The sequence below is a fragment of the Clostridium sp. CF012 genome (assembly GCF_018861755.1).
Classification (GTDB): Bacteria; Bacillota; Clostridia; order Clostridiales; family Clostridiaceae; genus Clostridium_AD.
The window spans coordinates 19,882-45,103 of record NZ_JAHLEF010000002.1 but is presented as its reverse complement, the minus strand read 5'-3'; the positions used below and the strand labels follow the sequence as shown (position 1 = coordinate 45,103).

Here is a 25,222-nt window from a genome sequence, read left to right as displayed (position 1 = left end):
TAATTAAAATTGTGCATCAACTGCAGAAAGACCTGTGTATTATGTGTATAGTATTGTGCATCAATTGCAATAATCTGTGCATAAACTTTAAAAAGGTGTGGATTAATTGCAAAGGCTTTACATTAATACTAAAGAGCTGTGGATAACCACAGCTCTTAAAAGTTTATCTGTTATTCAAATAGTCTATTTCATATCCATCTATCTTGTTAATGACCTTTGTAAGTACTTCGTCCACTTTAGAAAAGTCCATATTTGGTATAAAGGAAGTTTCAAGTTCATCATGTAGAACTTTAGCTTCTTTTATTGTAGCTAAACCCTTGTTTAAAAGTGTGAAAAACTCAGTTGAATCATATTCCATTTCAACTTTGTTTCTCTCAAGGGTACTTAGATTTAAACAGTCTTTCATGTCAATTATAGTACCTGGGATATCTAAATTATTTATTTCATTAGAGGTTAAAATAGCAACATTTAAGTCAGGGATCAATATATGCTCAATTTTTTCTGGAATAAGGGGTGTATGCAAAATTTCTACATAATAGCCACGCCTTAGGGCTTCAGCAGATAGGAATTCTAATACATTTGACTTGCCAGTACCAGGACCACCTTTTAATATATAAATTTTTTTATAATCTGAGCACAAGTTTTCAATATAGGTGATAATCCCGTTAGGAGTAAAAGCTGTAGCAAATAAATGCCTATCATAGCCTACATTTGATGGCGAGGTAGTAAATAGTGATTCTCTTAGATTTTCTTTTAGTAGGTTCAATTTATTAATATTTAAGGCTTCACTATTATAGGTATACCAATCATCATATACTAATTTAGCTGCTCCAAAAAATCTATAGGCTCTTTTAAAGGTTTTTCCAACTTTTTTGTTTATGTCGATTATTCTATGCCTATATTTCTTAAAGCCTTCCTCATTCCAACAATCTCCCATATTTAGAACTTCATCTACGGCTCCTGGATTTACGGGGTCTACTACATGTGGCGACGTTCCATCAAGTATTGCTACGTTAAGCCCTTTAATAACTAGCCCATCTAGTGAATTATTATCTGATGAGCAGTGATGGTATTCTATGTCGTAGCCTTTTTCATTGAAGTATTTCCCAACTTTCTTCATTAAGGAGGATTTACCCGTTCCAGGGCCTCCCTTTATGCATATTATTCTTCTTGCTTCCTCCTGACCTAGTATATACCTATAGAAGGAATAGAAGCCTCTTGAAGTATTGCCACCAGGAAAAATGTTTTTAATAGTACCTTGCATTAATATCACACTCCATATCATCATATCAATATATAATATTCAGAATAATGGAATTTGATATAATTAATTTCATTAATATTTTATGATGTAAATTGTTACACTTATCTAAAAGCTAGGGTTGACAAATATAAAATATGGCATATAATAAAAATATAACTATTCCTATATGAATACTATGAAATGCAATGAAAAAGGAAAGTAATATGTTGAAAGGGTACAGAGAAGAAGCGCTGCTGAGAAGCTTCTACCTAAAGATATATGAAGTGCCCTTTGGAGTATGGACCCGAAATTACAGTAGGGGACTACGGGTTCGCCCGTTAAAGCGATAAAGCATTTTGTGCTTGAATTTAAGTGAGATTTTATATCTCAATTAGGGTGGGACCGCAAAGTTTATAGCTTCGTCTCTATAAAAGGAGACGGGCTTTTTTTGCGTCAAAAATTAAACACAAAAATTAATAAATGGAGGTAATATTATGAGTTCATTAGATTATTTTAACGAAATAGCTAAAAGTTGGAACGTAATAAGAAGTGAGTATTTTGAGGAAAGATTAAAGTACGAAATATTATCTAAAGTAAATGTAAAAGACAAGGTAGTGGCTGATCTTGGTTGCGGCACTGGGTTTTTATCCTTAGCACTGGCCTTAGATGCAAGTATTGTGTTTTCCATAGATCAATCTGTAAATATGCTTAAAGAATCTAAAAAATTAGTGGATAGTAAAAAATTGAACAATGTATATCCAATAAAATCTGACTTAGACAATTTGGTTTTGTTTGATGAATCTGTAGATGTGGCCTTTATTAATATGGCTCTCCATCATGTTAAAGATGCTAAAAAAGCTATTGGGGAGATGCATCGAATAATTAAAAAGGATGGTACTTTAATAATATCAGATGTACTAGAGCACAATGGTCAGTGGGCTAAGGAGGAAATGTTTGATGAATGGCTTGGGTTTTCAAATAATCAGATGGAACAGTGGTTAGTGGATGCTGGCTTTGATGAAGTGAACATTGAAAATACAAATTTAAAATGCAAAGGATATTCTAGCAAAGGCGAATTTACTGAAACCGGGATTTTCATTGCAGTAGCAAATAAGGGAGGACTAAATTATGAGATTTAATACATTATTAACTGAGAACACAGTACCTAAAAAAATGGTAAAGGTTGAAAGTTTTTCATTAGATCACACAAAGGTAAAAGCACCTTTTGTAAGAAAATGTGAGGTAAAGATAGGGGAGAAGGGTGATATAGTAACGAAGTTTGATTTAAGGTTTATGCAACCAAATGAAGAGTTTATGGATATATCATCTATCCATACATTAGAGCATTTGCTTGCAGGATATATGAGAGAAGTAATGGAGGGGATTATAGACATTTCACCTATGGGATGTAGAACCGGGTTTTACATGATTACATGGAATGATGTGAGTGTAGATAAGGTTATAGAAACTTTAAATTATGGATTAAAAAGGGTAATAGAATCAGAGGAAATTCCAGCAGCCAATGAATTTCAGTGTGGAAATTATAGAGATCATTCCTTAGAAGGTGCAAAGGAATTTGCAAGATTAGTTCTAAATAGACGTGTTAGCAGTGAAATATATAAATAGTACATCAGCTGCAATAAAACTTGGAAAAACCATTAAGGTGGAAACATTGTAGTATTACTTCCTGATAGGGGAGATAGATATTTTAGTAAGGACACTTATAATTAATACTTGTTATTATAAACATACTATGATAAACTAATAACTAATTTAAAAAGTAAACTACCTAGGGTAGAGGTGCTATATCTAAGAGTACTTATTTGGAGCTGACAGGCGAGGATGAATAAGAAAAGGAGCTATGGCCGAAGAGAATATATTTTGTAAAAATATTTTCTGGTTATTCACATAATATGTGTATAATTGTCACTGATTATTTTTCAGTGGAGAGCTACAAGGTACACGAAGTTTGTATAAAAATATGTATTTTATGCAGCAAAGGTGTTCCTTTGCTGCATTTATTTTTTTTGAAACAGGTATTAATATTTTCAAGTTGATTCTAGAGATATTAGTAGTTTATTTGTGAAATATAGATTTGAATAAAGGGGATTGAGTTATGGGAGTAGTTGTTCAAAAATATGGAGGTTCATCTGTAGGAACTACAGAGAAAATTAAAGGAATTGCAAAGAATATAGTAAAAAGAAAAAGTGAAAATACAGATTTAGTTATTGTAGTATCTGCTATGGGAAAAACTACAGATGATTTAATATCCCTGTCAAAAGGTATAACGCAGGAGCCAGATAAAAGAGAATTAGATGCTATACTATCAACAGGGGAAATAATTTCAAGTGCACTACTCGCCATGGCAATTAAGGACTTAGGATATGAGGCAATAAGTTATACTGCACACCAAATTGGCATTCAGACTAGTGGACAATATGGTAAAGCGTTAATTAAGGATATAAATGTAAAGAAAATTAAGAAAAGCCTAGAAGAAGGAAAAATCGTAATAGTTGCTGGCTTCCAGGGAATAAATGGAGAAGGTGATATTACCACCTTAGGCAGGGGTGGTTCTGATACCACTGCTGTAGCAATGGCTGTGAAGCTTGGTGGCAGTTGTGAGATATATACGGATGTGGATGGAATATATAGTGTAGACCCAAGAGAATATAGCCAAGCTAAGAAGTTAGATGAAATAGAATATGAGGAGATGTTAGAGCTATCGAGTTTGGGAGCTCAAATAATGCATTCAAGGTCAATAGAACTTGCTCAAAAATATGGTATACCTATATATGTGGGACTAAGTAATAGCGATATCAAAGGAACTGTAATTCGGGAGGTTAAAAATATGGATATGGAAAGTAAACCAGTAACAGGAATAGCAACTAGTGATGAGGATGTTGCAGTGACATTGCAGCGTATCCCTAAAGATGTGAATATATTGGCCACTATATTTGAAACTATAGGAAGTAAAAGAATTAATATAGATATGATAAGTCAAACATCACCTATAGACGGAAAGGTAAATGTATCATTTACAATTCCTAAAGAAAGTCTAAAAGATAGTTTGGAAATTATAGATAACACAATAATAGATAATAAGGTTATAGTTGATGAGGACATAACTAAATTTTCTATGGTGGGGCTTGGAATGAAAACAACCTCTGGCGTAGCAGCTAGAATGTTTAAGGTATTTAGTAAAAATAATATCGAGATTAAAATGATTACTACGTCAGAAATAAGAATTACCTGTGCTATTAAAACAGAGGACAAAATAAAGGCCTTGCAGGTTATTGCAAGGGAGTTTAATCTATAAATAATGAAATTTAGAAGGAGGGATTTATGTGAGATTTTTTGGTAGTATAGTGGCTGAAAATAATAGATTAAATATTGCAGGCGTTAGTGCGCAGGTTCTAGCTAAGGAATATGGCACACCTCTTTATGTAATGGATGAACAGCTTATACGCGATAACTGCAGAAGGTTCGTAAAAGCTTTTAAAGGCGAGGAAGATTCGAATAAGGTAGCTTATGCTGGAAAAGCTTTTTTAACTATCGCAATGTGTGAAATTGTAAAAAGCGAAGGATTATATTTAGATGTAGTTTCAGGAGGAGAATTATATACTGCCTATAAGGCTGATTTTCCATTAAGAAAGGTATATTTTCATGGTAATAATAAAACATTGGATGAAATTGAAATGGCAATAGAACTTGGGGTAGGAACTTTTGTAGTGGATAATCTTCATGAAATGGAGATTATTAATGAAGTAGCAAAGGTTAAAGGCATAATGCAACGGGTTCTTCTTCGCGTAACTCCAGGCATAGAAGCTCATACTCATGAGTACATAAAAACTGGACAAATTGATTCAAAGTTTGGATTTACTGCATTAAATAATGAACTTGAGGGGGTTGTTAAAACTGCCTTAAGCTTTTCAAATATAAAACTTGCAGGACTACACTGTCATATAGGGTCTCAAATATTTGAGTTACAGCCTTATAGAGATGCTATGGATATAATGATGTCTTTCATTAAGGATATTAAAGAAAAGTTTAGCTATGATATAGAAGAATTAGATTTAGGGGGAGGCTTTGGAGTTTATTATGACCAAGGTGATAAGCCAAAAGAAATAGAGGAGTTCTGCAGCGCAATAATTGAACAAGCCAAAATTAAGTGCACAGAGTATGGAATACATTCTCCTAGGCTTGTTATAGAGCCAGGGAGGGCCATTGTGGCTAATGCAGGAATTACCTTATATACTGTAGGAGCTATAAAAGATATACCGGATGTTAGGAAATATGTGGCAGTTGATGGTGGTATGACAGATAATATAAGACCAGCCCTATATAATGCACAGTATCAATGCCTACTCGCCAATAGAATTGGTGAGCCTTGTACTGAAGTAGTTACAATAGCAGGTAAGTGCTGTGAAAGTGGAGATATTTTACTCGAGGGTGTAAAATTACCAGTGGTTGATAGTGGAGATCTTATGGCTATACTTTCAACGGGTGCTTATGGATATTCAATGAGCAGTAATTATAATAAAATACCCAAGGCGCCGGTGGTTTTAGTAAGTGAGGGAAGGCATAGGCTTATATGTAAAAGACAAACTTACAAAGACATGATTAGTAATGAAGTGTGCCTTTAGATAAAACGGCATGAAATTTCTACTGCGTGCCTTGCAATACGAACTTGAAACTTGAAATTTGATTTAGAAATTCTAATGTTTTGCTAATGTAAAATCCTCTAGCGCTCACACTCGCCGTCCTGGCTCGGGTTCGCTAGCTTGCCGTCCTGGCAAGCTTACGAGGATTTTACATTCGCAAAACAAGAATTTCTAAATCAAATTTCAATAGTTTCTGCGTTTCGTATTGCAAGTCACTACGTAGAAATTTCATGCTAATTTTATTTTAAGCAGTCTTTTGGGTAGTTCGCTAGGGGGTATAACAATTATTAATTGTTATACCCCCTAGCGGGCTCACGAGAATTTTATATTTGCAAAAGAAGAATTTCTAAATGGGATTTCAATGTTTATTTACTTCTTATTGCAAGTCGCTACGGAAAAATTTCATACTTATTTAGACTAAGCAGCCTTCTGTGGAGTTTTCTGTGGGACATACCAATTAATGTAAATGAAAAACCAGTTCCTAAAATTAATCCATTAATGAAACATGGCAATTGTATTGAAGAAGCCATTAATAGGGGCCTTATTGCAAAAATAATTACACCAATAATTAAAAATTTATTTAATTTTTTCAAAGAAATCACTCCCTTATATATTTTTGTTTATCATTTCTTAATATCACTTGTATAGTCTTAATTACAAAATATAAGAATGTTCATAAATAATTTCTTCTTTTAATAGCAATTATTTGTAAAATTTCCTTTTTTCATAAGAAGCTACCTCCTAAAATTTATTTCTATAATATATTTTTAAGGATCCTTTTACTAGGGACATAAAAGTTAGAACACTAAGTAAAGTTAAAAAAATAATTTGACTAAAAAATCTAGCCATAATAATAGCAGCCAGTTCTTCTTGAGATAACTTATGTTTTTTTCGCAGTTCCTGAATACATGTTTTCATTTGAATTCATCTCTCCTTTGCAATGTTTGCTTTGCATTTTAAGTATAGTGAGCTTTGCAAAAAAAGGAAATATATTTTCGAAAAAAATAGCAGTGGAATATCCACCGCTAAAAATTTTATTTAAATTTTTTTCATTTATATAACCCCTAAATAATCCCTATCTAACGTCATCAATGCATTATACTCAGGGCAACATTTCTTAAGTTCAATATTAATTTCCTCACCTAGTTTGGATTCATCATCTGCTGTAAAGCCTGGCTTAAAATCCATTACGGCATCAAAAATTAAGTTTTTATATTCACCGCTACCTACAATTCTAAAATCATGAATTGATTTTATTATAGGGAAATATTTTAATACATTTAATAGTTCTATTCGACAGGCATTAACCTCTTCATCATCTGTATTTATAGGATCCATGTGAATAACTAAATGTATGTCAAATTCCTCAGAAATTTCTTTTTCAGCTTTGTCTATAATTTCATGAATTTCAACTATAGAAATATCACAGGGAACTTCGGCGTGAACTGAACCCATACATCTGCTGGGTCCGTAGTTATGGATAACTAAATCATGGGCACCAGTAATATGATCATAGGATAGTAACTTTTCTTGAAGTCCTTTTACGAGCTCCATATCAGGAGCTTCACCAAGCAATGGATTCATAGTATCTTTAATAAGTGTATAGCCAGCATATATTATTATTAAAGATACTAGTATTCCTATATACCCATCTATGGGAAAGTCAATCCAGTTAGAAAGAAGTAGTGATAATGCAACACAGCTTGAGCTAATTACATCACTTAATGCATCAAAGGAGGAAGCTTGCAGGGCAGAAGATTTTATAGTTTTACCTATGGTCTTATTAAATCCACTAATCCAAATTTTAAACCCTATAGAAACTAATATTAATATAAAGGGTATAAGGGTGAAGATTGCCTTTGAGGGATGAACTATTCTATCAAAGGAGGTTTTAATAAACTCAAAACCTACTAGCATTACTAAAAATGAAACTATAAGTCCAGAAATATATTCAAGCCTTCCATGACCAAAGGGATGCTCCTTATCTGGTGGTTTATTGGCTAGCTTAAAACCTAAAATTGTAATAACTGAAGAAGCTACATCTGAAAGATTATTAAAGGCATCTGCAGTAACCGCTATACTATTTAATATTATTCCTATAATTAGTTTTGTAGAAAAAAGTATTAAGTTCACTATAATTCCAACTATGCCGCCAAGGTAACCATAGGCATCTCGTACTTTCTTGTTATTAATGTCCGAAGAGTTTTTTATGAATTTTGAAATTAAAAATTTTGATAACATATTTTCACCTCTGATTATATAGTATAATTTAAACTATTATATTTTAAACATATAGTTAACAATTAATTATAGCATTAATTTAGAATTTATAGAAATATTACCAATAAATTTGTTATAATAATGAAGGGGATAAGCAACGTGCTTATGGGCCACAATTTGCATTGGAGGGATATATATGAATAATGAATTAGAATTTGCCAAAGATCTTATTGATTATATTTACGATAGTCCGACAGCTTTTCATGCTGTAGCAAGGGTTAAAGAAGATTTATCTAAAGAAGGCTTTGTGGAAATTAAACAAGAAGAAAAGTGGGATCTTAAAAAAGGTGGAAAATATTTTGTTACTAAAAATGACTCTGCACTAACTGCGTTTGTAGTTGGAAAGGGAGAAATTGAAAAAAATGGATTTAAAATTATTGGAGCTCATACAGACTCACCTAGCTTTAGAATTAAGCCAGCACCAGAGATGGTGGTTGATAATACATATGTAAGGTTAAACACGGAGGTTTATGGCGGTCCTATATTGAATACTTGGATGGATAGGCCTCTTGCTGTAGCTGGACGGGTAACTTTAAGAAGTGATAATATTCTATTCCCAGAAACTAGGTTAGTAAATATTAATAAGCCTATAATGATAATACCTAATGTAGCTATTCATATGAATAGAGAGATAAATGCTGGAATTGAACTAAATAAACAAAAGGATACGCTGCCACTACTATCAATGGTGAGCACCGAATTAGAAAAAAACAATTATCTTATGAGTGCAGTTGCAAGCGAATTATCTGTTGAGATCAAACAAATTGTAGATTTTGATTTATTCCTTTATGAATACGAAAAAGGATCAATTATTGGTTTAAATAATGAATTTATTTCTAGTTCAAGATTAGATGATTTAGCTATGGTACATGCAGGAATAAGAGCATTAACTAGGACCAACCCAGCAGAGGCAACAAATGTGATGGTCTGCTTTGATAATGAAGAAGTGGGGAGTTCAACTAAGCAGGGTGCTGACTCTAATATGCTAATTGATATCTTAGAGCGCATTACAATATCACAAGGTAAAAGTAGAGAGGATTTTTTAAGAGCTATTTCTAAATCCTTTATAATATCTGCAGATAATGCACATGCTGTTCATCCCAATAGTCCAGAAAAGCATGATCCAACAAATAAGCCTTATATTAATAAGGGACCTGTTATAAAAATTAGTGCAAGTCAAAGCTACACTACTGATAGTAACTCCGATGCCGTTTATGAATTAATTTGCGAGAAAGCAGGGGTGCCAGTTCAAAAATTTGTTAATCGTTCTGATGCACGGGGTGGTTCAACTATAGGACCAATATCTTCAACCCATTTAAATATACGCTCAGTGGATATGGGAAATCCAACTCTCGCTATGCATTCTATAAGGGAACTAGGAGGAGTAATGGACCATACTTATGTTACAAGATCCTTCGAAGAATTTTATAAAATTTAGTGTAAAAACAAGAATAAAGAACTCACAATATTTTATTGTGAGTTCTTTTTCTTATTTTTACTAATAATTAAAGAGTTAGTTGGAGATAATAATTTAAGTTAGTCCTAAATCTTCATAAACATAATTGACAAAAAAGCGTTGAAAGGGTGGTTATAGTGCCATATGTTACATTAGGGGCAATAGTCGTAATAAGTGTTTTAATTTACTTAGTGGTAAGGCAAAATCTAAATTATTACCAAGAAGAAAATTTACTAAAAGATATTCCAACCATAAATGTGAATAGAGAGGATTTAGAAAAACATGCCTCTGAAATAGCACGCCATTATTCTGATATCAGGAATACTAATTGCAAGAAAAAGCTTATTAGTAATTTAGATAGAAGCTATGAAAAGATATTAAACGGCTATGAAAACATATATAAGGAAGGAAAAAATAAAAGAGAGGTAGTACCTGCGGCAGAATGGCTTTTGGATAATCTTTATTTGGTAGAAAAGGAGTATAAGAGTATTAAACATAATATGCCAAAATCATATTATAATGACCTGCCAGTTATATATAAAGGAGTCATGAAGGGATATCCAAGGGTTTATCATATTGCTATTGAAATGGTATCCCACACGGATGGTAGAATTGATGAAAGTATTATTGCAAACTTTATTAGGGCGTATCAAAAGAATACTTTGCTTAATAGTGGTGAACTATGGGCTGTTCCTATAATGCTGCGAATAGCATTAATTCAAAATATTAGTAAGATAACTGAGAAAATTGTTAAGGCAGAGCAGGATAAAAAGGAAGCAGAACTGGTTGCAGAGCGATTAATTAATAGTTTTAATGAAGGCAAAATTGTGAATGCTGTATCTATATTAAATAGTGAAAGGCTCATATTTAATTCTCATTTTACAGAAAGATTATTGAAACTACTCAGGGATAATGGCATTGATTCTAAAGAAGTTTATGATTTTATAGACGAAAAGCTCCAAGCAGTTGAAACAAGTTCAGAAAAAATCATATCCTTAGAGCATCAAATAGAAGCTAATTTTGAAATATCTATGGGTAATTCTATTAATAGTATAAGAGTAATTGAAGGCTTAAATTGGAAAAATTATTTTGAAAAACTAAGCTCTGTAGAAAGTATTTTAAAGGGTGATCCAGCCTGCATTTACGAGGAAATGGATTTTAAATCTAGAGATAATTATAGGCATGAAATAGAAAAATTGCACAAACATACAAAGCTTCCGGAATCATATATAGCAAAAAAGCTTATTGAATGTTGCAATGAAAGTGGTGCATCAGAAACCAATATATATAAACAACATGTTGGGTATTATTTGGTAGATGAAGGAAGCTATGAATTAAAGGAGAAAATAGGATACAGGAATACTGGTATAAGCTGGTTTGAAAATATTACAAAAAAGAATAGAGAAAATTTATATATAGGTACTATTGTTGCATTTACAATGCTAATAATATGTTTATTTATTGTGTTTAGCTTATTATATGATAATGATATAGCTTTATGGAAATATGTTGTTGCTGTAATTGTTATATTAGTCCCCTGTAGCGAAATAGCAATATCAATTTTCAACTGGAGTGTAAGTGTTTTAATTTCGCCCTCTTTTATTCCTAAAATGGAGTTTAAAGAAGTAATACCAGAGAAGTTTAGTACGGTGGTAGTAATTCCAACCTTATTAAATAATCCTTCTAGGGTAGATGAGTTAATTGGTGACTTAGAGATATACTATTTAGCCAATGCGCAAAAAAATTTGTATTTTGCGTTACTTGGAGACTTTAAGGACAGTGCGACAAAAGAGGAAGAGGTCGATAAAGCAGTAGTGAGCCGAGGGCTTTTGGCCATAGAATCACTAAATAAAAAGTATTGTACTAATGGGAAAGAAATATTTTTCTTCTTAAACAGATTAAGACAGTACAATAAAAGTGAAAATAAGTGGATAGGGTGGGAAAGAAAACGTGGAAAGCTTATGGAGTTTAATGAGTTTCTTCGAGGTAGTGTAAATACCAGTTACAATGTAATGAGTAGTAATGCGGAGAGCCTGAGATCGGTTAAGTATGTTATTACTTTAGATGCAGATACAAAGCTGCCAAGGGACTCTGCTAAGAAACTAATAGGTGCTATGGCACATCCACTAAATAATGCTGTTATAAATTATAGTAAAAAAACTGTGATTAGAGGCTATGGGTTAATGCAACCTAGGATAGGAGTATCGATTCTTAGCGCAAATAAAACACTGTTTTCAAAAATATTTTCTGGTGAAACAGGCATAGATATGTATACTACTGCTGTGTCTGATGTATATCAGGATTTATTTGGAGAAGGAATTTTTACTGGAAAAGGAATTTACGATGTAGATGTTTTTAATTATATGCTAAAAGATGAGATACCTGAAAATACTGTTTTAAGCCACGATTTATTAGAGGGGGCATATGTTAGGACTGCCTTAGTTACAGATGTGGAGTTTATAGATGGATACCCAGCTTATTACAATTCTAGTTGCATGAGACTACACAGATGGACTAGAGGAGATTGGCAATTACTACCTTGGCTTAAAAGTGCGTCACCTTTAAATAAAATGTCCAAATGGAAAATATTAGATAATCTGAGGAGAAGTTTACTAGCGCCCTCAATTACAATTTTGCTTTTACTTACTTTAGCTGGGATATTACCTGATGGCACTGATAAATGGTTTATTACAGCCTTTGTTGCGATTTTAGCACCTATACTTTTTGATGTAACAGAAGCTGTAGTATCTCCGGCTATAGGTATAAGTTTATCGGGTAAAATTCAAAATAGTAAGATGGCTATAGAACAGGTACTTTTAATTTTTTGCTTTATACCTTTTCAAGCATACCTGATGCTAGATGCCATAATTAGAACCTTATATAGATTAATGGTAAGTAAGAAAAATATGTTAGAGTGGCAGACGGCAGCAGACGTGGAGGTTAAACTAGGAAAAAGATTTAAAAATTTTGTAGCTTTTATGTGGATGGGTAGCGCAATTTCACTTTTGATTTTATTTCTAGCCTTTAATAGTGGTGGAAGTATTGGTATCCTTAGTGTACCTTCCTGTACCATATGGGTTTTAAGCCCTTTAGTCGCTTATTTTATAAGTAGAGATAGGGGAATTGATACATTTGAGATGAAAGTAGAAGAAGTGATTTTTCTTAGGAAAATAAGTAGAAAAACTTGGGCTTATTTTCAAGATTTCCTTAATGACGAAAATAATTGGCTTGGACCTGATAATTATCAAGAAGATCCGCCCAATGGAGTAGCGCATAGAACTTCTCCAACGGATTTAGGTATGGGACTTACCTCTAATATAGTTGCCTATGATCTAGGGTATATAGGAATCATAGACACTGTAAGCAGGATAGGGAAGATTATGACTTCAATGGAAGAGATGGCGACTTACAAAGGTCATTTTTATAATTGGTATGATACTAAAACTAAAACACCACTTTATCCTAGATACGTGTCCACTGTGGATAGTGGGAATTTAGTTGGTTACCTATGGGTAGTTTCGCAGGCCCTTGAGGATTATTTGTGTGTTCCAATATTTAACCACATGCAAGCTATAGGGTTACAAGATACTATGAGGCTTGCTAGTGATGAAATAGAAGAATCCACAGGAGTAAAGGAGTTATATCAGGGCGTCATAGGAGCCATAAGTAATGATAGAATAGATTTTAAATCCTGGGAAGCTATGCTTGTAGACTTAGCGATTAAGGTTGAAGAGTCAGAAAAAATCGGAGACGATAAAGAGCTTTATTGGAATAAGAAGCTCAAAGGGGATGTGGAAGGGTTTTTAGAAGAAATAAATGAATTTTTCCCTTGGTTTAGTATTACCTTAGAAGAAAACATTGATTTAGATATTAGTGAAGCCTTAAGGAGCTTATTAGAAAACACAGCCTTAAAGGATATTCCAATAAGAATAAGTAAAACATTAAATATTTTAAACAATAAGCCCCATAGCGATGAATATTTAAAAAAAATAAAAATATCCTTACAAAATACAAAAGAGAAATCTCAAATGATTATTAGTAGCATTGAGAATTTGAAACAAAGACTAAACTCTATGGCGGAAGCTACAGATTTCAAAATGGTATATAACAAAGACAGAGAACTGTTTAGTATTGGATATGACGTAGAGAATGATAATTTAGGTAAGAGCTATTATGATTTATTAGCATCTGAATCAAGGCAAGCAAGTTTTGTTGCCATAGCAAAAGGAGATGTTCCTAAAAAACATTGGTTTGTGCTTGGTAGATCCATGACTCATATGGGGAAAAGTAAGGGACTCGTTTCTTGGAGTGGAACTATGTTTGAATATCTGATGCCACTACTTATAATGAAAAATTATCAAGGTACAATGCTAGACGAAACTTATAAAGCTGTAATTGAGGCGCAAAAGAAATACTGTGATCAAAAGGAAGTGCCCTTTGGAATCTCTGAATCTGCATTTTATAATTTTGATGTGAATTTAAATTATCAATATAAGGCATTCGGAATAGCTGGAGTAGGCTTAAAGAGAGGACTAGCAAATGAATTGGTTGTTTCACCATATTCTACTGTTATGGCACTACAAATGGATTTTAGGGGAGCTTATGATAATCTTCGTAGACTTGCGAGTGAAGGTTTGGAGGGTATTTATGGCTTTTATGAAGCAGCAGATTATACTAAAAATAGAATACCTAATGAGCAGTCTAAGGCTATTATTAAGTGTTTTATGATTCACCATGAAGGAATGAGCTTAATGGCAATAGACAATGTATTATTAAGCAATATCCTTCAAAAAAGATTTCATAGTTTGCCAAAGGTGAAAGCTACAGAACTATTACTTCAAGAAAAAATTTCTAAAAGAGTAGTATATGATAGAGAACACAAATTTAATGTATCTGGAACTACTATGGGGAAACAAAAGATCATAGTTAGAAAATACACTACAGCAAACACAGAATCGCCAGAAACACATTTAATTTCTAATGGAAATTACTCCTTAATGATTTCTAATAGTGGGGCGGGATATGCTTCAAGAAATAGAACCATGATTTATAGATGGAAGGAAGATGTTACTAAAGACAATACAGGTATGTTCATGTATATCAAAGATGTGGATGAAAATGAATACTTTAGTGCTGCTTATGAACCTTGCAAAAGTGAAGGAGATAGCTATGAAGTAACCTTCGCCTTAGACAAAGCTGAATTTACAAGGGGTGATAACAATATTACTACTCGCATGGAAATCACTGTGTCTACAGAAGATGATTCAGAGGTAAGAAGATTATCCATTACAAATCATGGTACCAAGAGTAAAAATTTAGAAATAACTAGTTATTTGGAAGTAACGCTAGCTCATTATGATGCAGATATAGTTCATCCAGCCTTTGGGAATCTATTTGTAAAAACAGAGTATGTAGATAATCCCAGCTGCATCCTAGCAACGAGAAGACCTAGAGCTAAAGGGAAAAAACAACCTTGGGTTATGCAAACAGTTGCAACTTCCGGGACTACCGTTGGAACTGTTCAATATGAGACTAGTAGAGCCAGTTTCATAGGCCGTGGTGAAAATATAATACATCCTATAAGCATGAAGCGAGACTCACTTTTAACTAATACCGTGGGAGCGGTACTTGATCCTATAATAAGTTTAAGAAGAAGGGTTAAAATAAAACCTGGTGAAACCTGCATTATAGCCTTCACTACTTCAATAGCTAATAGTAAAGCGGAAGTACTTAGTTTAGCTAATAAATATAGTGAACTTCACAATGTAGATAGGGTATTTGATTTAGCGTGGAGTCAAACTCAGGTAGATATGAGATATTTAGGAATAAAATCCACGCAAGCAAACTTATATCAAGTAATGGCTTCTAAAATATTGTTTTTAAATTCTACTTTTAAAGAAAGAGGAGAGTTTATAAAAAAGGTGAAGAAGGGGCAAACTACACTTTGGGGATATGGTATTTCTGGAGATTTACCTATAATGCTCCTCATAGCAAGGGAGAGTAAAGACAGAGACTTAGCTCGGCAACTTGTAAATGCTCATGAATACCTAAGCCTTAAAGGGCTAAGAGTTGATTTGGTAATAATAAATCTTCAAACAACCTCATACGATCAGCCGCTACAAACTGATATTAAAAATTTAATAGGTAGTAGTCATTTAAGAGATAAAGAAAATAAACCAGGTGGACTCTTTATACTTAATAAGGCAACTATCTTAGAGGAAGATATAGATCTGTTTATAGCTATAGCTAGAATAGTCATAGATTCCAGTAAAGGGATGTTAGTATCCCAAATCAGGAATAATTACGACAAAATAGAAAAGCAACCATTTTTGAAAAAGACAGAAAGTAAATATAATATCAAACCTTATAAGTTTGATATTAAGCCATTAGAGTACTTCAATGACTTAGGCGGATTTGATGTAGAAAATGAAAATTACACTATTCTACTTAAAGATTTTAATAATACACCAGCACCTTGGATAAATGTAATTTCCAATGGGAATTTTGGATTCCATGTTTCAGAATGTGGAGCAGCTTATACTTGGCAGGGTAATAGTCGTGAAAATAAAATTACTACTTGGTCAAATGATTGGGTAAGCGATGAATGCACAGAAGCTATATATTTGAGAGATGATATTCAAGGTAATGTGTGGTCAATTACACCAAAACCTATAAGGGATGGTGGTGAATACTTAATCCAGCATGGCTTTGGATATTCAAATTTCAAACATGAGGCTTATGGAATTATGGGTGAAGTAATCATGTTTGCCCCGATGGAACATAACCTTAAGCTATGTAAAATAAAACTTGTGAATAATAGTGATGTAGCTCGTGAACTAAGTATAACCTATTATGCAGAGCTTGTAATGGGAGTGGTGCGAGAGCATACTGCTCAGCACATTGTTACTTATTACAACGAAGAAAAGAATTATATTTATGCTACAAATACTTATAGTCAGAATTTTGGTAAATTAAAGGCCTTCTTAAAATTAGTTGGAGGCGATCCGCAAAGCTTTACTGGCGACAGAGGTGAGTTTCTAGGTAGAGGAGGTAGCGTAGAAAGCCCAGAGGCACTGAAGAGAGTAAGACTTTCAAACACTGTAGGAGCTGGAATGGATCCATGCTTAGCAGTTACGTCAAAAATTCATCTAGAACCTAATATGGAGATAGAACTCATAGCTATGCTGGGTGAAAATGAAGATTTAGATAGTATTTCTAATGCTATTGTGGAATTCGAAAATCTTGAAAGAGTTAATACGCAGTTACAAAAGGTTAAGGATTATTGGGATAAATTACTTCATACATTACAGGTTAAGACTCCAGATAAGAGTATGGATTTAATGCTTAATGGATGGCTAATGTATCAGACTATAGTATGTAGACTATGGGCAAGAACTGCCTTTTACCAATCCGGTGGAGCCTATGGCTTTAGAGATCAGCTTCAGGATGTTATGCCAGTGAGCTTGCTCGAGCCTAGTATGGCTAAAAAACAGATTCTACTTAGTGCTTCAAGGCAATTTGTTGAAGGCGATGTGCAACATTGGTGGCATCCAATTGTAGATAGTGGAATAAGAACAAGATTCTCTGATGATTTATTATGGTTACCATTTGTAACTATGGATTATATAAGAAATACAGGGGATTTTGATATCCTTCTGGAAAGTGTCCAGTACTTAATGGATACGCCGCTAGCTGAAGGGGAAGACGAAAGATATAATATTTCAGGAAAGGCAGATTTTACAGGTAGTATATATGAGCACTGCACCAAAGCAATAGACAAAGCTCTTAAATTTGGTCCTCATAACATCCCATTAATGGGAAGTGGAGATTGGAATGATGGAATGAGTACCGTAGGAAACAAAGGAAGTGGAGAAAGTGTATGGCTAGGTTGGTTCTTATATGATATACTAGAAAATTTCGCACAGGCCTGCAGATTTAAAAAGGATGAGGGCAGACTTGAGAGATATAAGGAGATGCAAGATTTTATACGGATAAATATAGAGGATAATGCATGGGATGGCAATTGGTATAGGAGAGCATATTTTGATGATGGCACAGCCCTGGGCGCATCTGAAAATGAAGAGTGTAAGATAGATTCTCTAGCTCAATCCTGGGCAGTTATATCTGGAGCTGCAAATAGTGGAAGAGCAGGGGTGGCAATGAAATCCTTAGAACAATATTTAATAAAAGAAGATAGTGGAATGATCTTACTGCTAACACCACCTTTTAGCAAATCTACCTTGGAACCAGGGTATATCAAAGGCTATGTACCTGGAGTTAGAGAAAATGGCGGTCAATATACACATGCTGCAACTTGGGTAATTCTTGCCTTTGCTAAACTTCACAATGGTGATAAGGCAACCAAGTTGTATAATATGATAAACCCTATTAATCATACAAAAACCTTGATTGAGTGTGAGAGATATAAAACTGAGCCTTATGTAATGACTGCAGATGTTTATGGAAAAGAACCTCATATAGGACGTGGAGGATGGAGTTGGTATACTGGAACCTCAGGATGGATGTATACAACGGGAATAGAAGCTATTCTAGGGTTTAAATTAAAAGAGGGAAAAGGATTCACAATTGAACCCTGTGTGCCAGAGGAATGGTCACACTATGAGATTATTTATAAAAAAGATAAATTTGAGTATGTGATTGAGGTTAAACGTCAGGGAAATAAAGGTATTTGGCTTGATGGGAAATTATGTAGTGACGGCTTGGTTCCATTTCTTGATGGAGTGCATAAAGTGGAGGTTATAATTTAAAAAAACGGATAACTTCTAAAAAGAAGTTATCCGTTTTTCTGATTTAATGTGCCTTATAAATAGTTAATCGTCTATATCTAACATTTCTTCGCCACCGTAATAGGTATAGTCAAATTCAACATTAGATATATTCATAGCAACTATTGGATCAGTTACTGGATCGGGTAGCATAGTAGAATCATTTTCGGAATAAGATCGTATGTCTCTGGGTTCAACCTCGTAAAAATCTCTTTGGTGAGGAGCATACATTTTTATTTGGTTTTTATCCATATTTATCCCTCCCTTTTTCTTTATACTATATATTTATATAATATAGTGTTCCACACAAGGGAAAAAAAATGACGGTAATATTAGTTAAATCATTACCTATATAGATTTGTAGTATCTTAGATACTACAAATCAAGCGACTTCAAAAGGCTTTTATTCTTGAATGTCATAAAAAGAATATTATTGCATATAATAAATTGGCTTAACTTAAAATATATAAGTAACTAAAAATTCACAATTTAAAAGAGGAAAAACCAAAGAAATGCAGAATATATATATTTATAGTTATTATCAATAAATAACTATTATAAATTAAGCAGATAATAATTAGATTTGTAGTGTTCTAAATTTAAAGGAGGAATAATAATGACTGAATTAAGACAAATTTACAAATGTGAAATATGTGGTAATATAGTTGAAGTGGTTCACAATTCTGGAGGAACTTTAGTTTGTTGTGGAAAACCTATGACACTTAAATCAGAAAATACTCAGGATGCAGCAGTTGAAAAACACGTTCCTGTAGTAGAGAAAATAGAAGGCGGAATTAAAGTTATGGTTGGAGCAGTAGAGCATCCAATGACGCAGGAACATCATATTGAATTTATTGAAGTACATACAGAAAATAAAGTGTACAGAAAATATTTAAAAGCAGGTGAAAAACCAGTAGCAGAATTTAAATTAGATGAAGAAGTGTTATTCGTTCGCGAATACTGTAACTTACATGGTCTTTGGAAAGCATAAAATATTAATTTTTGTTGACAATTTAAGTAAATAGGCATACTATAGTTAAAAGAGATTTTAAAATTTTATAATGTTATAGTCGTTGATGAGAAGCAAGTAAATTTAAAAACAGATTTTCAGAGAGTCGTAGATGTTGGAATTACGATAATCATGTTTAAATTGAATGGGTCTCTAAGACTTGGGATGAATTGCAGTAGTCCTTAACGTTAGCCTTACGTTACAAAGGTAGGATATCATAAGTGTATCTGTTTGAGTAGAAGCTCTAATATAGCTTCTAAGTATTAGGTGGTACCGTGTATATGCGCCCTATGGATTTTATCCATAGGGCTTTTTTTAATTCAATGAAAAAAATAGGAGATGATTATTTTGGAAGGCAATAAAAAAGTAATATTTAGTGGAATTAAACCTTCTGGTGACTTAACCCTTGGAAATTATTTAGGAGCTATAAAAAATTGGGTTAAATTACAAGAAGAATATGAATGCTATTTCTGTGTGGTAGATTTGCACGCCATTACAGTGAAACAAGAGGCAAGGGATTTAAGAAAAAGAACCTTAGAAATATTAGCTATTTATATAGCATCGGGTATTGATCCGGAGAAAAATACTCTATTTATTCAATCACATGTTCCCGCACATAGTGAAGCATCTTGGCTTTTAACTTGCTCCACTTATATGGGAGAATTAAGTAGAATGACTCAATATAAAGATAAATCTAAAAATAGCGGAGAAAGTATAAGTGCAGGTTTATTTAACTATCCTGTGCTAATGGCAGCAGATATTTTATTATATCAAACAGATCTAGTGCCTGTAGGAAAAGATCAACTTCAACATCTTGAAATTGCCAGAGATATAGGAGAAAGATTTAATAGAACGTATAGCGACACCTTTGTTATACCTGAACCTTATATACCAAAAGCAGGGGCTAAGATAATGGACTTACAAGATCCAACTAAAAAAATGTCTAAATCAGAAGAAAATATTAATGGTTATATTTTAATAATGGATCCACCAGAAGTTATAAGAAAGAAAGTAAATAGAGCAGTTACAGATAGCTTAGGGGTAGTTAAGTATAATGATGAGCAAATAGGTGTTAAGAATTTAATGACGATACTAACTACTATAACAGGTATGTCTAGTGAAGAAATTGAAGAAAAATATGAAGGACTAGGCTATGCTCAATTTAAAAAAGATGTAGCGGAAGCAATTGTTTCAGAACTTGAACCTATACAGAAGAAGGTTTTGGAATATCTAGGTAACAAAACTTATTTAGAGGAAATTTATAAAAAAGGTTCTGAAAAGGCTAACTACGTTGCAAATAAGACACTAAGAAAAATGCAAAAGAAAATAGGATTTATACCTAGATAAAGTATAAAAATTCCTGCGTGCCTTGCAAACGAGCTCAGGACTAGAAATTCCATTAAGAAATTCTAATCTTTTGCGAATGTAAACTTCTCTAGCGCTCACACTCGACTTCCTGTCTCGGGTTCGCTAGCCTGCCGTCCTGGCAGGCTTACGAGAATTTTACATTCGCAAAAGAAGAATTTCTAAATGGAATTTCAATAGTCCTTTCGCTTCTTATTGCAAGTCACTCCGGAAAAGTTAATACTCTCATACTTAGACCCCTACGGGGCAGTGCGGAAGAAGTCAAACTATATTAATTGTCTTGCATCTGAAAATAAAGTCTATCGTAAAGCCCTAGTCTGTAGTATCATTTTAAACTTACAGACTAAGGTTTTTTTATTTATATGGTACAAGCTTAGTTGACAGAAATGTTCATAAAAGCTAAAATCAATAGGTAGAGAATTTAAAAATGAAAAATTTTAGAATCACTAGAAGTACAGAGAGTGGTTGTAGGAATATATATTTATAGTACATATTAAAATACTTAAAAAAGGAGTGTGATAACCTTGCTGGATTACATAAAAGAGATTCAAAAGAGAAGAACATTTGCTATAATATCTCATCCGGATGCTGGTAAAACTACATTGACAGAAAAATTATTATTATATGGAGGCGCAATAAGGCTTGCAGGTTCAGTTAAAGCTAGAAAAGCTTCTAAACATGCGGTTTCTGACTGGATGGAAATAGAAAAACAAAGAGGTATTTCTGTTACATCTTCAGTTATGCAATTTAATTATAATGATTTTTGTATAAACATACTTGATACACCAGGTCATCAAGATTTTAGTGAGGATACATATAGAACCCTTATGGCTGCAGATAGTGCAGTAATGATTATTGATGGTGCAAAAGGAGTAGAGGAACAAACAAGAAAGCTATTCCATGTATGTAGCATTAGAGAAATACCTATTTTTACTTTTATTAACAAGATGGATAGAGAGACTAGAGATATTTTTGAACTTATGGATGAGATAGAAAATGAATTTGGGATCAAATCTTACCCAATGAATTGGCCTATAGGTTGTGGAGTAGATTTTAAAGGTGTTTACGATAGACGCACAAAGGAAATCATTGTTTTTGATGATGCAAGGCATGGACAAATGGAAGCTAAAGAGACAAAAATTAATGCTTTTGATGAAAAGGCAATTGAACTTATCGGAGATGTACTATATAAAAAGCTTATGGAAGATATGGAGCTTTTAGATGTAGCAGGTGATGATTTTGATTTAGCAAAAGTAGCTACTGGAGAGCTTACCCCAGTATTTTTTGGAAGTGCTTCAACTAATTTTGGAGTTGAACCCTTTTTAGATAACTTTTTACGATTAACTTCACCACCATTACCAAGGAATTCAAGCATAGGTAAAATTGACGTTTTCAGCAAAGATTTTTCTGCCTTTGTATTTAAAATTCAAGCTAATATGAATAAAGCTCACAGGGATAGAATGGCTTTTATGAGAATTTGTTCTGGACAGTTTGAAAAAGGCATGGATGTTTATCATGTACAAGGTGGTAATAAAATAAAATTAGCGCAACCTCAACAGTTTTTAGCACAAGAGAGAGAAATAGTGGAGGAGGCTTATGCTGGAGATATTATTGGAGTTTTTGATCCAGGTATATTTAGCATAGGAGATACCATATGTACGTCATCAAATAAATTTAAGTTCGAAGGAATACCAACTTTTGCCCCAGAATATTTTGCAGCCGTTAGAACTGTTGATACCATGAAGAGAAAGCAATTTATAAAGGGTGTAACACAGATAGCTGAAGAAGGTGCAATCCAAGTATTTAAGCAACTTCATATAGGAATTGAACAAATTATAGTTGGGGTTGTAGGAGTGCTTCAGTTTGAAGTATTAGAATTCAGACTTAAAAATGAATACAATGTAGATATTAAGATGGATAGATTAGCATTTAAATATATAAGATGGATTGAAAATAGTAATATAGATAAAGAAGAGCTTAATTTGACTAGTGATACTAGAATAGTTAAAGATTTTAAGGATAGAGACTTGCTACTGTTTCAAAGTGATTGGTCCATTAGTTGGGCAATAGAACATAATAAAGGCTTGATTTTATCGGATGTTAGTAAAAACAACGACTAACTTAAAAATAAAAGAAAAAATCTCTTGAAATAATTTCAAGGGATTTTTTCTTTTATTTTTACATGCTTTTTTTTCTGCTAGATAGAGCATCGACTAAAAATATAATTGTAGCAACTATTAGTAGGATATTTATTAAGTTCCCGCCTATACTGAAAAGTACTCCCATTAACCCAAATAATACTACAAAGCCACCTAACCAACGTAAAAAAGGCATATGTATACCTCCATTTTTTAAAATAACAATGCAATAGAAATCTAAAAATTTACTAGAGTAGTTAATCTACTAGAGTATACTAATTCACGAAAGTGTTTTTATCCACTACAGTGAATTATATAGATGAATACTAGATATAGTATGTATTACTTTAGCAATGTATATGCAAAAAAATATATGGTAAACATCGTAAAAGCGTATCGATACATTTGAAAAATAATTATTATTGTATATAATGATAGTAGAGCTACGTTGAAAATTATATTGAAGAGTAAATTTTATTAAAGATTAAATGACAGGGGGAAAAGTGTGGAAAATAGAGTATCATCAATTAAGACTATTGATATAGTACAAATTAGTCTAATGGCGGCTATTACATTTATAGCTACTTCCGTTATACATATACCAACTTTTATGGGGGTACTTCATTTGGGAGATAGTATGATTTTTTTATCAGCTATATTATTTGGAAGAAAAAAATCAGCCATATCGTCGGCTGTTGGTATGTGTTTATTTGATTTAATGACTGGATATACCATGTGGGCACCGTTTACTTTCGTTATTAAAGGTGTGATGGGATATATTGCTGGGACTATCGCTTATAGAAAAGATTATGATGGCAATAATTTTTCAAATAATATTTTTGCTTTCGCTATGGCGGGCATTTGGATGATTGTAGCATATTATTTAGGTGGAGCTATTATAATGACATTTATTTCTAAAGAATTTGCACTTCAAAAGGCATTAATTCTTGCTTTAAAGGATATACCAACTAATATTCTTCAAGTAGTAGGAGGTATTGCTTTAGCACTACCACTAATAACTGCTTTAAAAACAAAAATTAATAGATGAGATAGCTAATTATAAAAAAAAGAGTGAAGCCTATCAATACTTTTCTGAAAGTAGTATTGATAATATTCGCTCTTTTTTTTAAAGTTTATTTGCATAGGAATTATTTTTGGATTTTTTAGTTTTAAAATAAAATATACTGAAAATAATTGTTGGTATTAATATGAAGCACACTACAGAAAAATATGCGTAAAGATTTAAGAATTTATATAAAGGTAACACTCTAGCCGAAACGAAATAGGAAATTATGAATACAAATAAAGTAATAATGTATATGGTATATTTATTAAGGAAAGAAAGCTTTTTTAAGAGAATTAGAATAGCATTTAGAGTTAATACATATTTTATAAACCACCCTCCTACCATTTGAAGCATTACGAAAAACTCTCCACCCTCTAAAAAATTGAAGTAACTAACTAACTGAGTTTGTATGAGCTTAGGGTAGTTAATGTTAAGAACTCTAGCAACACCAAAGGTAGTTAAAACACCTATGTTTGCCACAATTTCCATTTGTATTACAATTAATATTGCAATAACGCAATGCTTTGTGATTTTTGACTTATTCACTACCCTGGATAAAAACGGAATGAAAATACCTATACCACCATAGCATCCAAGAGCTTTTATTATAGATAAAATAAAAGAGGGGGTAACGCCATTCGCCATTATAGGAAGTAGGTAATTAAGCTTTTTATATTTAGCTGTAAGGACTGCTAGATTTATCCCCGCCACCATAATAAGACATATACCAATAATAGTAACTATAATTATTGCCCTTGTACCCTTTTTTGTAATATAAATGGCTGGTATCAATATAAATAAAAGAAAAAACCAAGGTGGAGTATCTGAAAGCATATTTAGGTGCAATGCGTTTGCTTCTACAGAAGAACTTTCTATCAAGCCGACAATTAGGCTTATGATAAATAGTATCAAAAAAATGTCACCCATAGTTTTACCTAAAGCTTTATGATATATTTCATTCATATTATAGCAATTGCTTTTTTTACAAATGAAAAGTATATAAATAAGAAACAATAATAAAATAATAGAGGCAATAATAACTGAAATCCAGGAATCCCTACCTCCATTTGCAATGAATATATTGGGGTAAGTTTTCATTGCTACAATAGAAGTTCCCCAAATTATAAACATTAAATGTTTTGAATTTATCTTATCCATTTTGCCTCCTCATATTTCCACGTTGCAATTTTACACTGCTGAAAATAAAACTTTTAATAT

17 protein-coding genes, 1 pseudogene, 1 riboswitch and 1 other annotated feature are annotated in these 25,222 nt (G+C 32.8%); of the genes and pseudogenes, 11 read left to right on the top strand and 7 right to left on the bottom strand.

The annotated features are described in order from the left end of the window. Window positions 1-163: 163 nt before the first annotated feature. Complete coding sequence (locus KPL50_RS02855) at window positions 164-1,264, bottom strand: PRK06851 family protein (RefSeq protein WP_216296940.1); 1,101 nt, start codon at window positions 1,262-1,264, stop codon at window positions 164-166. 176 nt (window positions 1,265-1,440) lie between these two features. Further along, window positions 1,441-1,673 (top strand) — a binding site (T-box leader). A gap of 64 nt (window positions 1,674-1,737) precedes the next feature. Here KPL50_RS02855 and KPL50_RS02850 point away from each other — a divergent pair. The 5 genes and pseudogenes from KPL50_RS02850 (at window position 1,738) to lysA (ending at window position 5,886) form a co-directional block, all read left to right on the top strand. Next, on the top strand, window positions 1,738-2,382 hold the full coding sequence (locus tag KPL50_RS02850) for a class I SAM-dependent methyltransferase (RefSeq protein ID WP_216296939.1): 645 nt from the start codon (window positions 1,738-1,740) through the stop codon (window positions 2,380-2,382). A 34-nt stretch (window positions 2,383-2,416) separates the two neighbouring features. Further along, on the top strand, window positions 2,417-2,869 hold the full coding sequence (locus KPL50_RS02845; protein WP_216297198.1) for an S-ribosylhomocysteine lyase: 453 nt from the start codon (window positions 2,417-2,419) through the stop codon (window positions 2,867-2,869). Further along, window positions 2,868-2,974: pseudogene (locus tag KPL50_RS27825) on the top strand (cysteine synthase); the annotation flags it as partial. The gene KPL50_RS02845 and the pseudogene KPL50_RS27825, both read left to right, overlap by 2 nt. 56 nt (window positions 2,975-3,030) lie before the next feature. After that, window positions 3,031-3,205, top strand: a riboswitch (Lysine riboswitch). Window positions 3,206-3,359: 154 nt separating this feature from the next. Continuing rightward, entirely contained in the window at window positions 3,360-4,559 is a 1,200-nt protein-coding gene (locus tag KPL50_RS02840) for an aspartate kinase (RefSeq protein WP_216296938.1), read from the top strand. Between the two features lie 28 nt (window positions 4,560-4,587). Next, window positions 4,588-5,886: a diaminopimelate decarboxylase gene (gene lysA / locus KPL50_RS02835; protein WP_216296937.1), complete on the top strand. Its 1,299-nt coding sequence runs from the start codon at window positions 4,588-4,590 to the stop codon at window positions 5,884-5,886. A 407-nt stretch (window positions 5,887-6,293) separates the two neighbouring features. Here lysA and KPL50_RS02830 read toward each other — a convergent pair whose 3' ends face one another. The 3 genes from KPL50_RS02830 to KPL50_RS02820 form a co-directional block, all read right to left on the bottom strand. Then, entirely contained in the window at window positions 6,294-6,497 is a 204-nt protein-coding gene (locus KPL50_RS02830) for a hypothetical protein (RefSeq protein WP_216296936.1), read from the bottom strand. A 148-nt stretch (window positions 6,498-6,645) separates the two neighbouring features. Further along, window positions 6,646-6,822 (bottom strand): hypothetical protein, encoded by a 177-nt coding sequence (locus tag KPL50_RS02825; protein ID WP_216296935.1) that lies wholly within the window; start codon window positions 6,820-6,822, stop codon window positions 6,646-6,648. Between the two features lie 135 nt (window positions 6,823-6,957). Further along, window positions 6,958-8,145: a cation diffusion facilitator family transporter gene (locus KPL50_RS02820; protein ID WP_216296934.1), complete on the bottom strand. Its 1,188-nt coding sequence runs from the start codon at window positions 8,143-8,145 to the stop codon at window positions 6,958-6,960. 175 nt (window positions 8,146-8,320) lie between these two features. On the opposite strand from KPL50_RS02820, the gene KPL50_RS02815 reads away from it, so the two are divergent. After that, window positions 8,321-9,622, top strand: a complete 1,302-nt coding sequence (locus KPL50_RS02815; RefSeq protein ID WP_216296933.1) for a M18 family aminopeptidase — start codon at window positions 8,321-8,323, stop codon at window positions 9,620-9,622. A gap of 155 nt (window positions 9,623-9,777) precedes the next feature. Beyond that, window positions 9,778-18,408 (top strand): GH36-type glycosyl hydrolase domain-containing protein, encoded by an 8,631-nt coding sequence (locus KPL50_RS27685; protein WP_216296932.1) that lies wholly within the window; start codon window positions 9,778-9,780, stop codon window positions 18,406-18,408. Window positions 18,409-18,471: 63 nt separating this feature from the next. Here the strand turns inward: KPL50_RS27685 and KPL50_RS02805 are convergent, their stop codons facing one another. After that, window positions 18,472-18,678 (bottom strand): hypothetical protein, encoded by a 207-nt coding sequence (locus tag KPL50_RS02805; protein WP_216296931.1) that lies wholly within the window; start codon window positions 18,676-18,678, stop codon window positions 18,472-18,474. Window positions 18,679-19,042: 364 nt separating this feature from the next. Between KPL50_RS02805 and KPL50_RS02800 the strand changes: the two genes are divergently transcribed. The 3 genes from KPL50_RS02800 to KPL50_RS02790 all read left to right on the top strand — a co-directional run bounded on the left by KPL50_RS02800 (window position 19,043) and on the right by KPL50_RS02790 (window position 22,920). Continuing rightward, on the top strand, window positions 19,043-19,417 hold the full coding sequence (locus KPL50_RS02800) for a desulfoferrodoxin (RefSeq protein WP_216296930.1): 375 nt from the start codon (window positions 19,043-19,045) through the stop codon (window positions 19,415-19,417). A 366-nt stretch (window positions 19,418-19,783) separates the two neighbouring features. Beyond that, window positions 19,784-20,782: a tryptophan--tRNA ligase gene (gene trpS / locus KPL50_RS02795; protein ID WP_216296929.1), complete on the top strand. Its 999-nt coding sequence runs from the start codon at window positions 19,784-19,786 to the stop codon at window positions 20,780-20,782. Window positions 20,783-21,324: 542 nt separating this feature from the next. After that, the gene (locus KPL50_RS02790) at window positions 21,325-22,920 is read left to right on the top strand and encodes a peptide chain release factor 3 (RefSeq protein WP_216296928.1); all 1,596 of its coding nucleotides are present in this window, start codon (window positions 21,325-21,327) and stop codon (window positions 22,918-22,920) included. A 58-nt stretch (window positions 22,921-22,978) separates the two neighbouring features. On the opposite strand, the gene KPL50_RS02785 is transcribed toward KPL50_RS02790, so the two are convergent. Next, complete coding sequence (locus tag KPL50_RS02785; RefSeq protein WP_216296927.1) at window positions 22,979-23,134, bottom strand: DUF5670 family protein; 156 nt, start codon at window positions 23,132-23,134, stop codon at window positions 22,979-22,981. Window positions 23,135-23,443: 309 nt separating this feature from the next. Between KPL50_RS02785 and KPL50_RS02780 the strand changes: the two genes are divergently transcribed. Continuing rightward, window positions 23,444-23,986: an ECF transporter S component gene (locus KPL50_RS02780; RefSeq protein ID WP_216296926.1), complete on the top strand. Its 543-nt coding sequence runs from the start codon at window positions 23,444-23,446 to the stop codon at window positions 23,984-23,986. Window positions 23,987-24,064: 78 nt separating this feature from the next. On the opposite strand, the gene KPL50_RS02775 is transcribed toward KPL50_RS02780, so the two are convergent. Beyond that, the gene (locus KPL50_RS02775; protein WP_216296925.1) at window positions 24,065-25,162 is read right to left on the bottom strand and encodes an endospore germination permease; all 1,098 of its coding nucleotides are present in this window, start codon (window positions 25,160-25,162) and stop codon (window positions 24,065-24,067) included. Between the last annotated feature and the right edge of the window lie 60 nt (window positions 25,163-25,222).

Excerpts from the sequence above, each read along its gene's own strand:
- KPL50_RS02820 (WP_216296934.1), bottom strand. The coding sequence starts at position 8,145 with ATGTTATCAAAATTTTTAATTTCAAAATTCATAAAAAACTCTTCGGAC.
- KPL50_RS02800 (WP_216296930.1), top strand. The coding sequence starts at position 19,043 with ATGACTGAATTAAGACAAATTTACAAATGTGAAATATGTGGTAATATA.
- KPL50_RS02840 (WP_216296938.1), top strand. The coding sequence starts at position 3,360 with ATGGGAGTAGTTGTTCAAAAATATGGAGGTTCATCTGTAGGAACTACA.
- KPL50_RS02815 (WP_216296933.1), top strand. The coding sequence starts at position 8,321 with ATGAATAATGAATTAGAATTTGCCAAAGATCTTATTGATTATATTTAC.
- KPL50_RS02850 (WP_216296939.1), top strand. The coding sequence starts at position 1,738 with ATGAGTTCATTAGATTATTTTAACGAAATAGCTAAAAGTTGGAACGTA.
- KPL50_RS02855 (WP_216296940.1), bottom strand. The coding sequence starts at position 1,264 with ATGCAAGGTACTATTAAAAACATTTTTCCTGGTGGCAATACTTCAAGA.
- KPL50_RS02785 (WP_216296927.1), bottom strand. The coding sequence starts at position 23,134 with ATGCCTTTTTTACGTTGGTTAGGTGGCTTTGTAGTATTATTTGGGTTA.
- KPL50_RS02845 (WP_216297198.1), top strand. The coding sequence starts at position 2,417 with ATGGTAAAGGTTGAAAGTTTTTCATTAGATCACACAAAGGTAAAAGCA.
- KPL50_RS02775 (WP_216296925.1), bottom strand. The coding sequence starts at position 25,162 with ATGGATAAGATAAATTCAAAACATTTAATGTTTATAATTTGGGGAACT.
- KPL50_RS02825 (WP_216296935.1), bottom strand. The coding sequence starts at position 6,822 with ATGAAAACATGTATTCAGGAACTGCGAAAAAAACATAAGTTATCTCAA.
- KPL50_RS02805 (WP_216296931.1), bottom strand. The coding sequence starts at position 18,678 with ATGGATAAAAACCAAATAAAAATGTATGCTCCTCACCAAAGAGATTTT.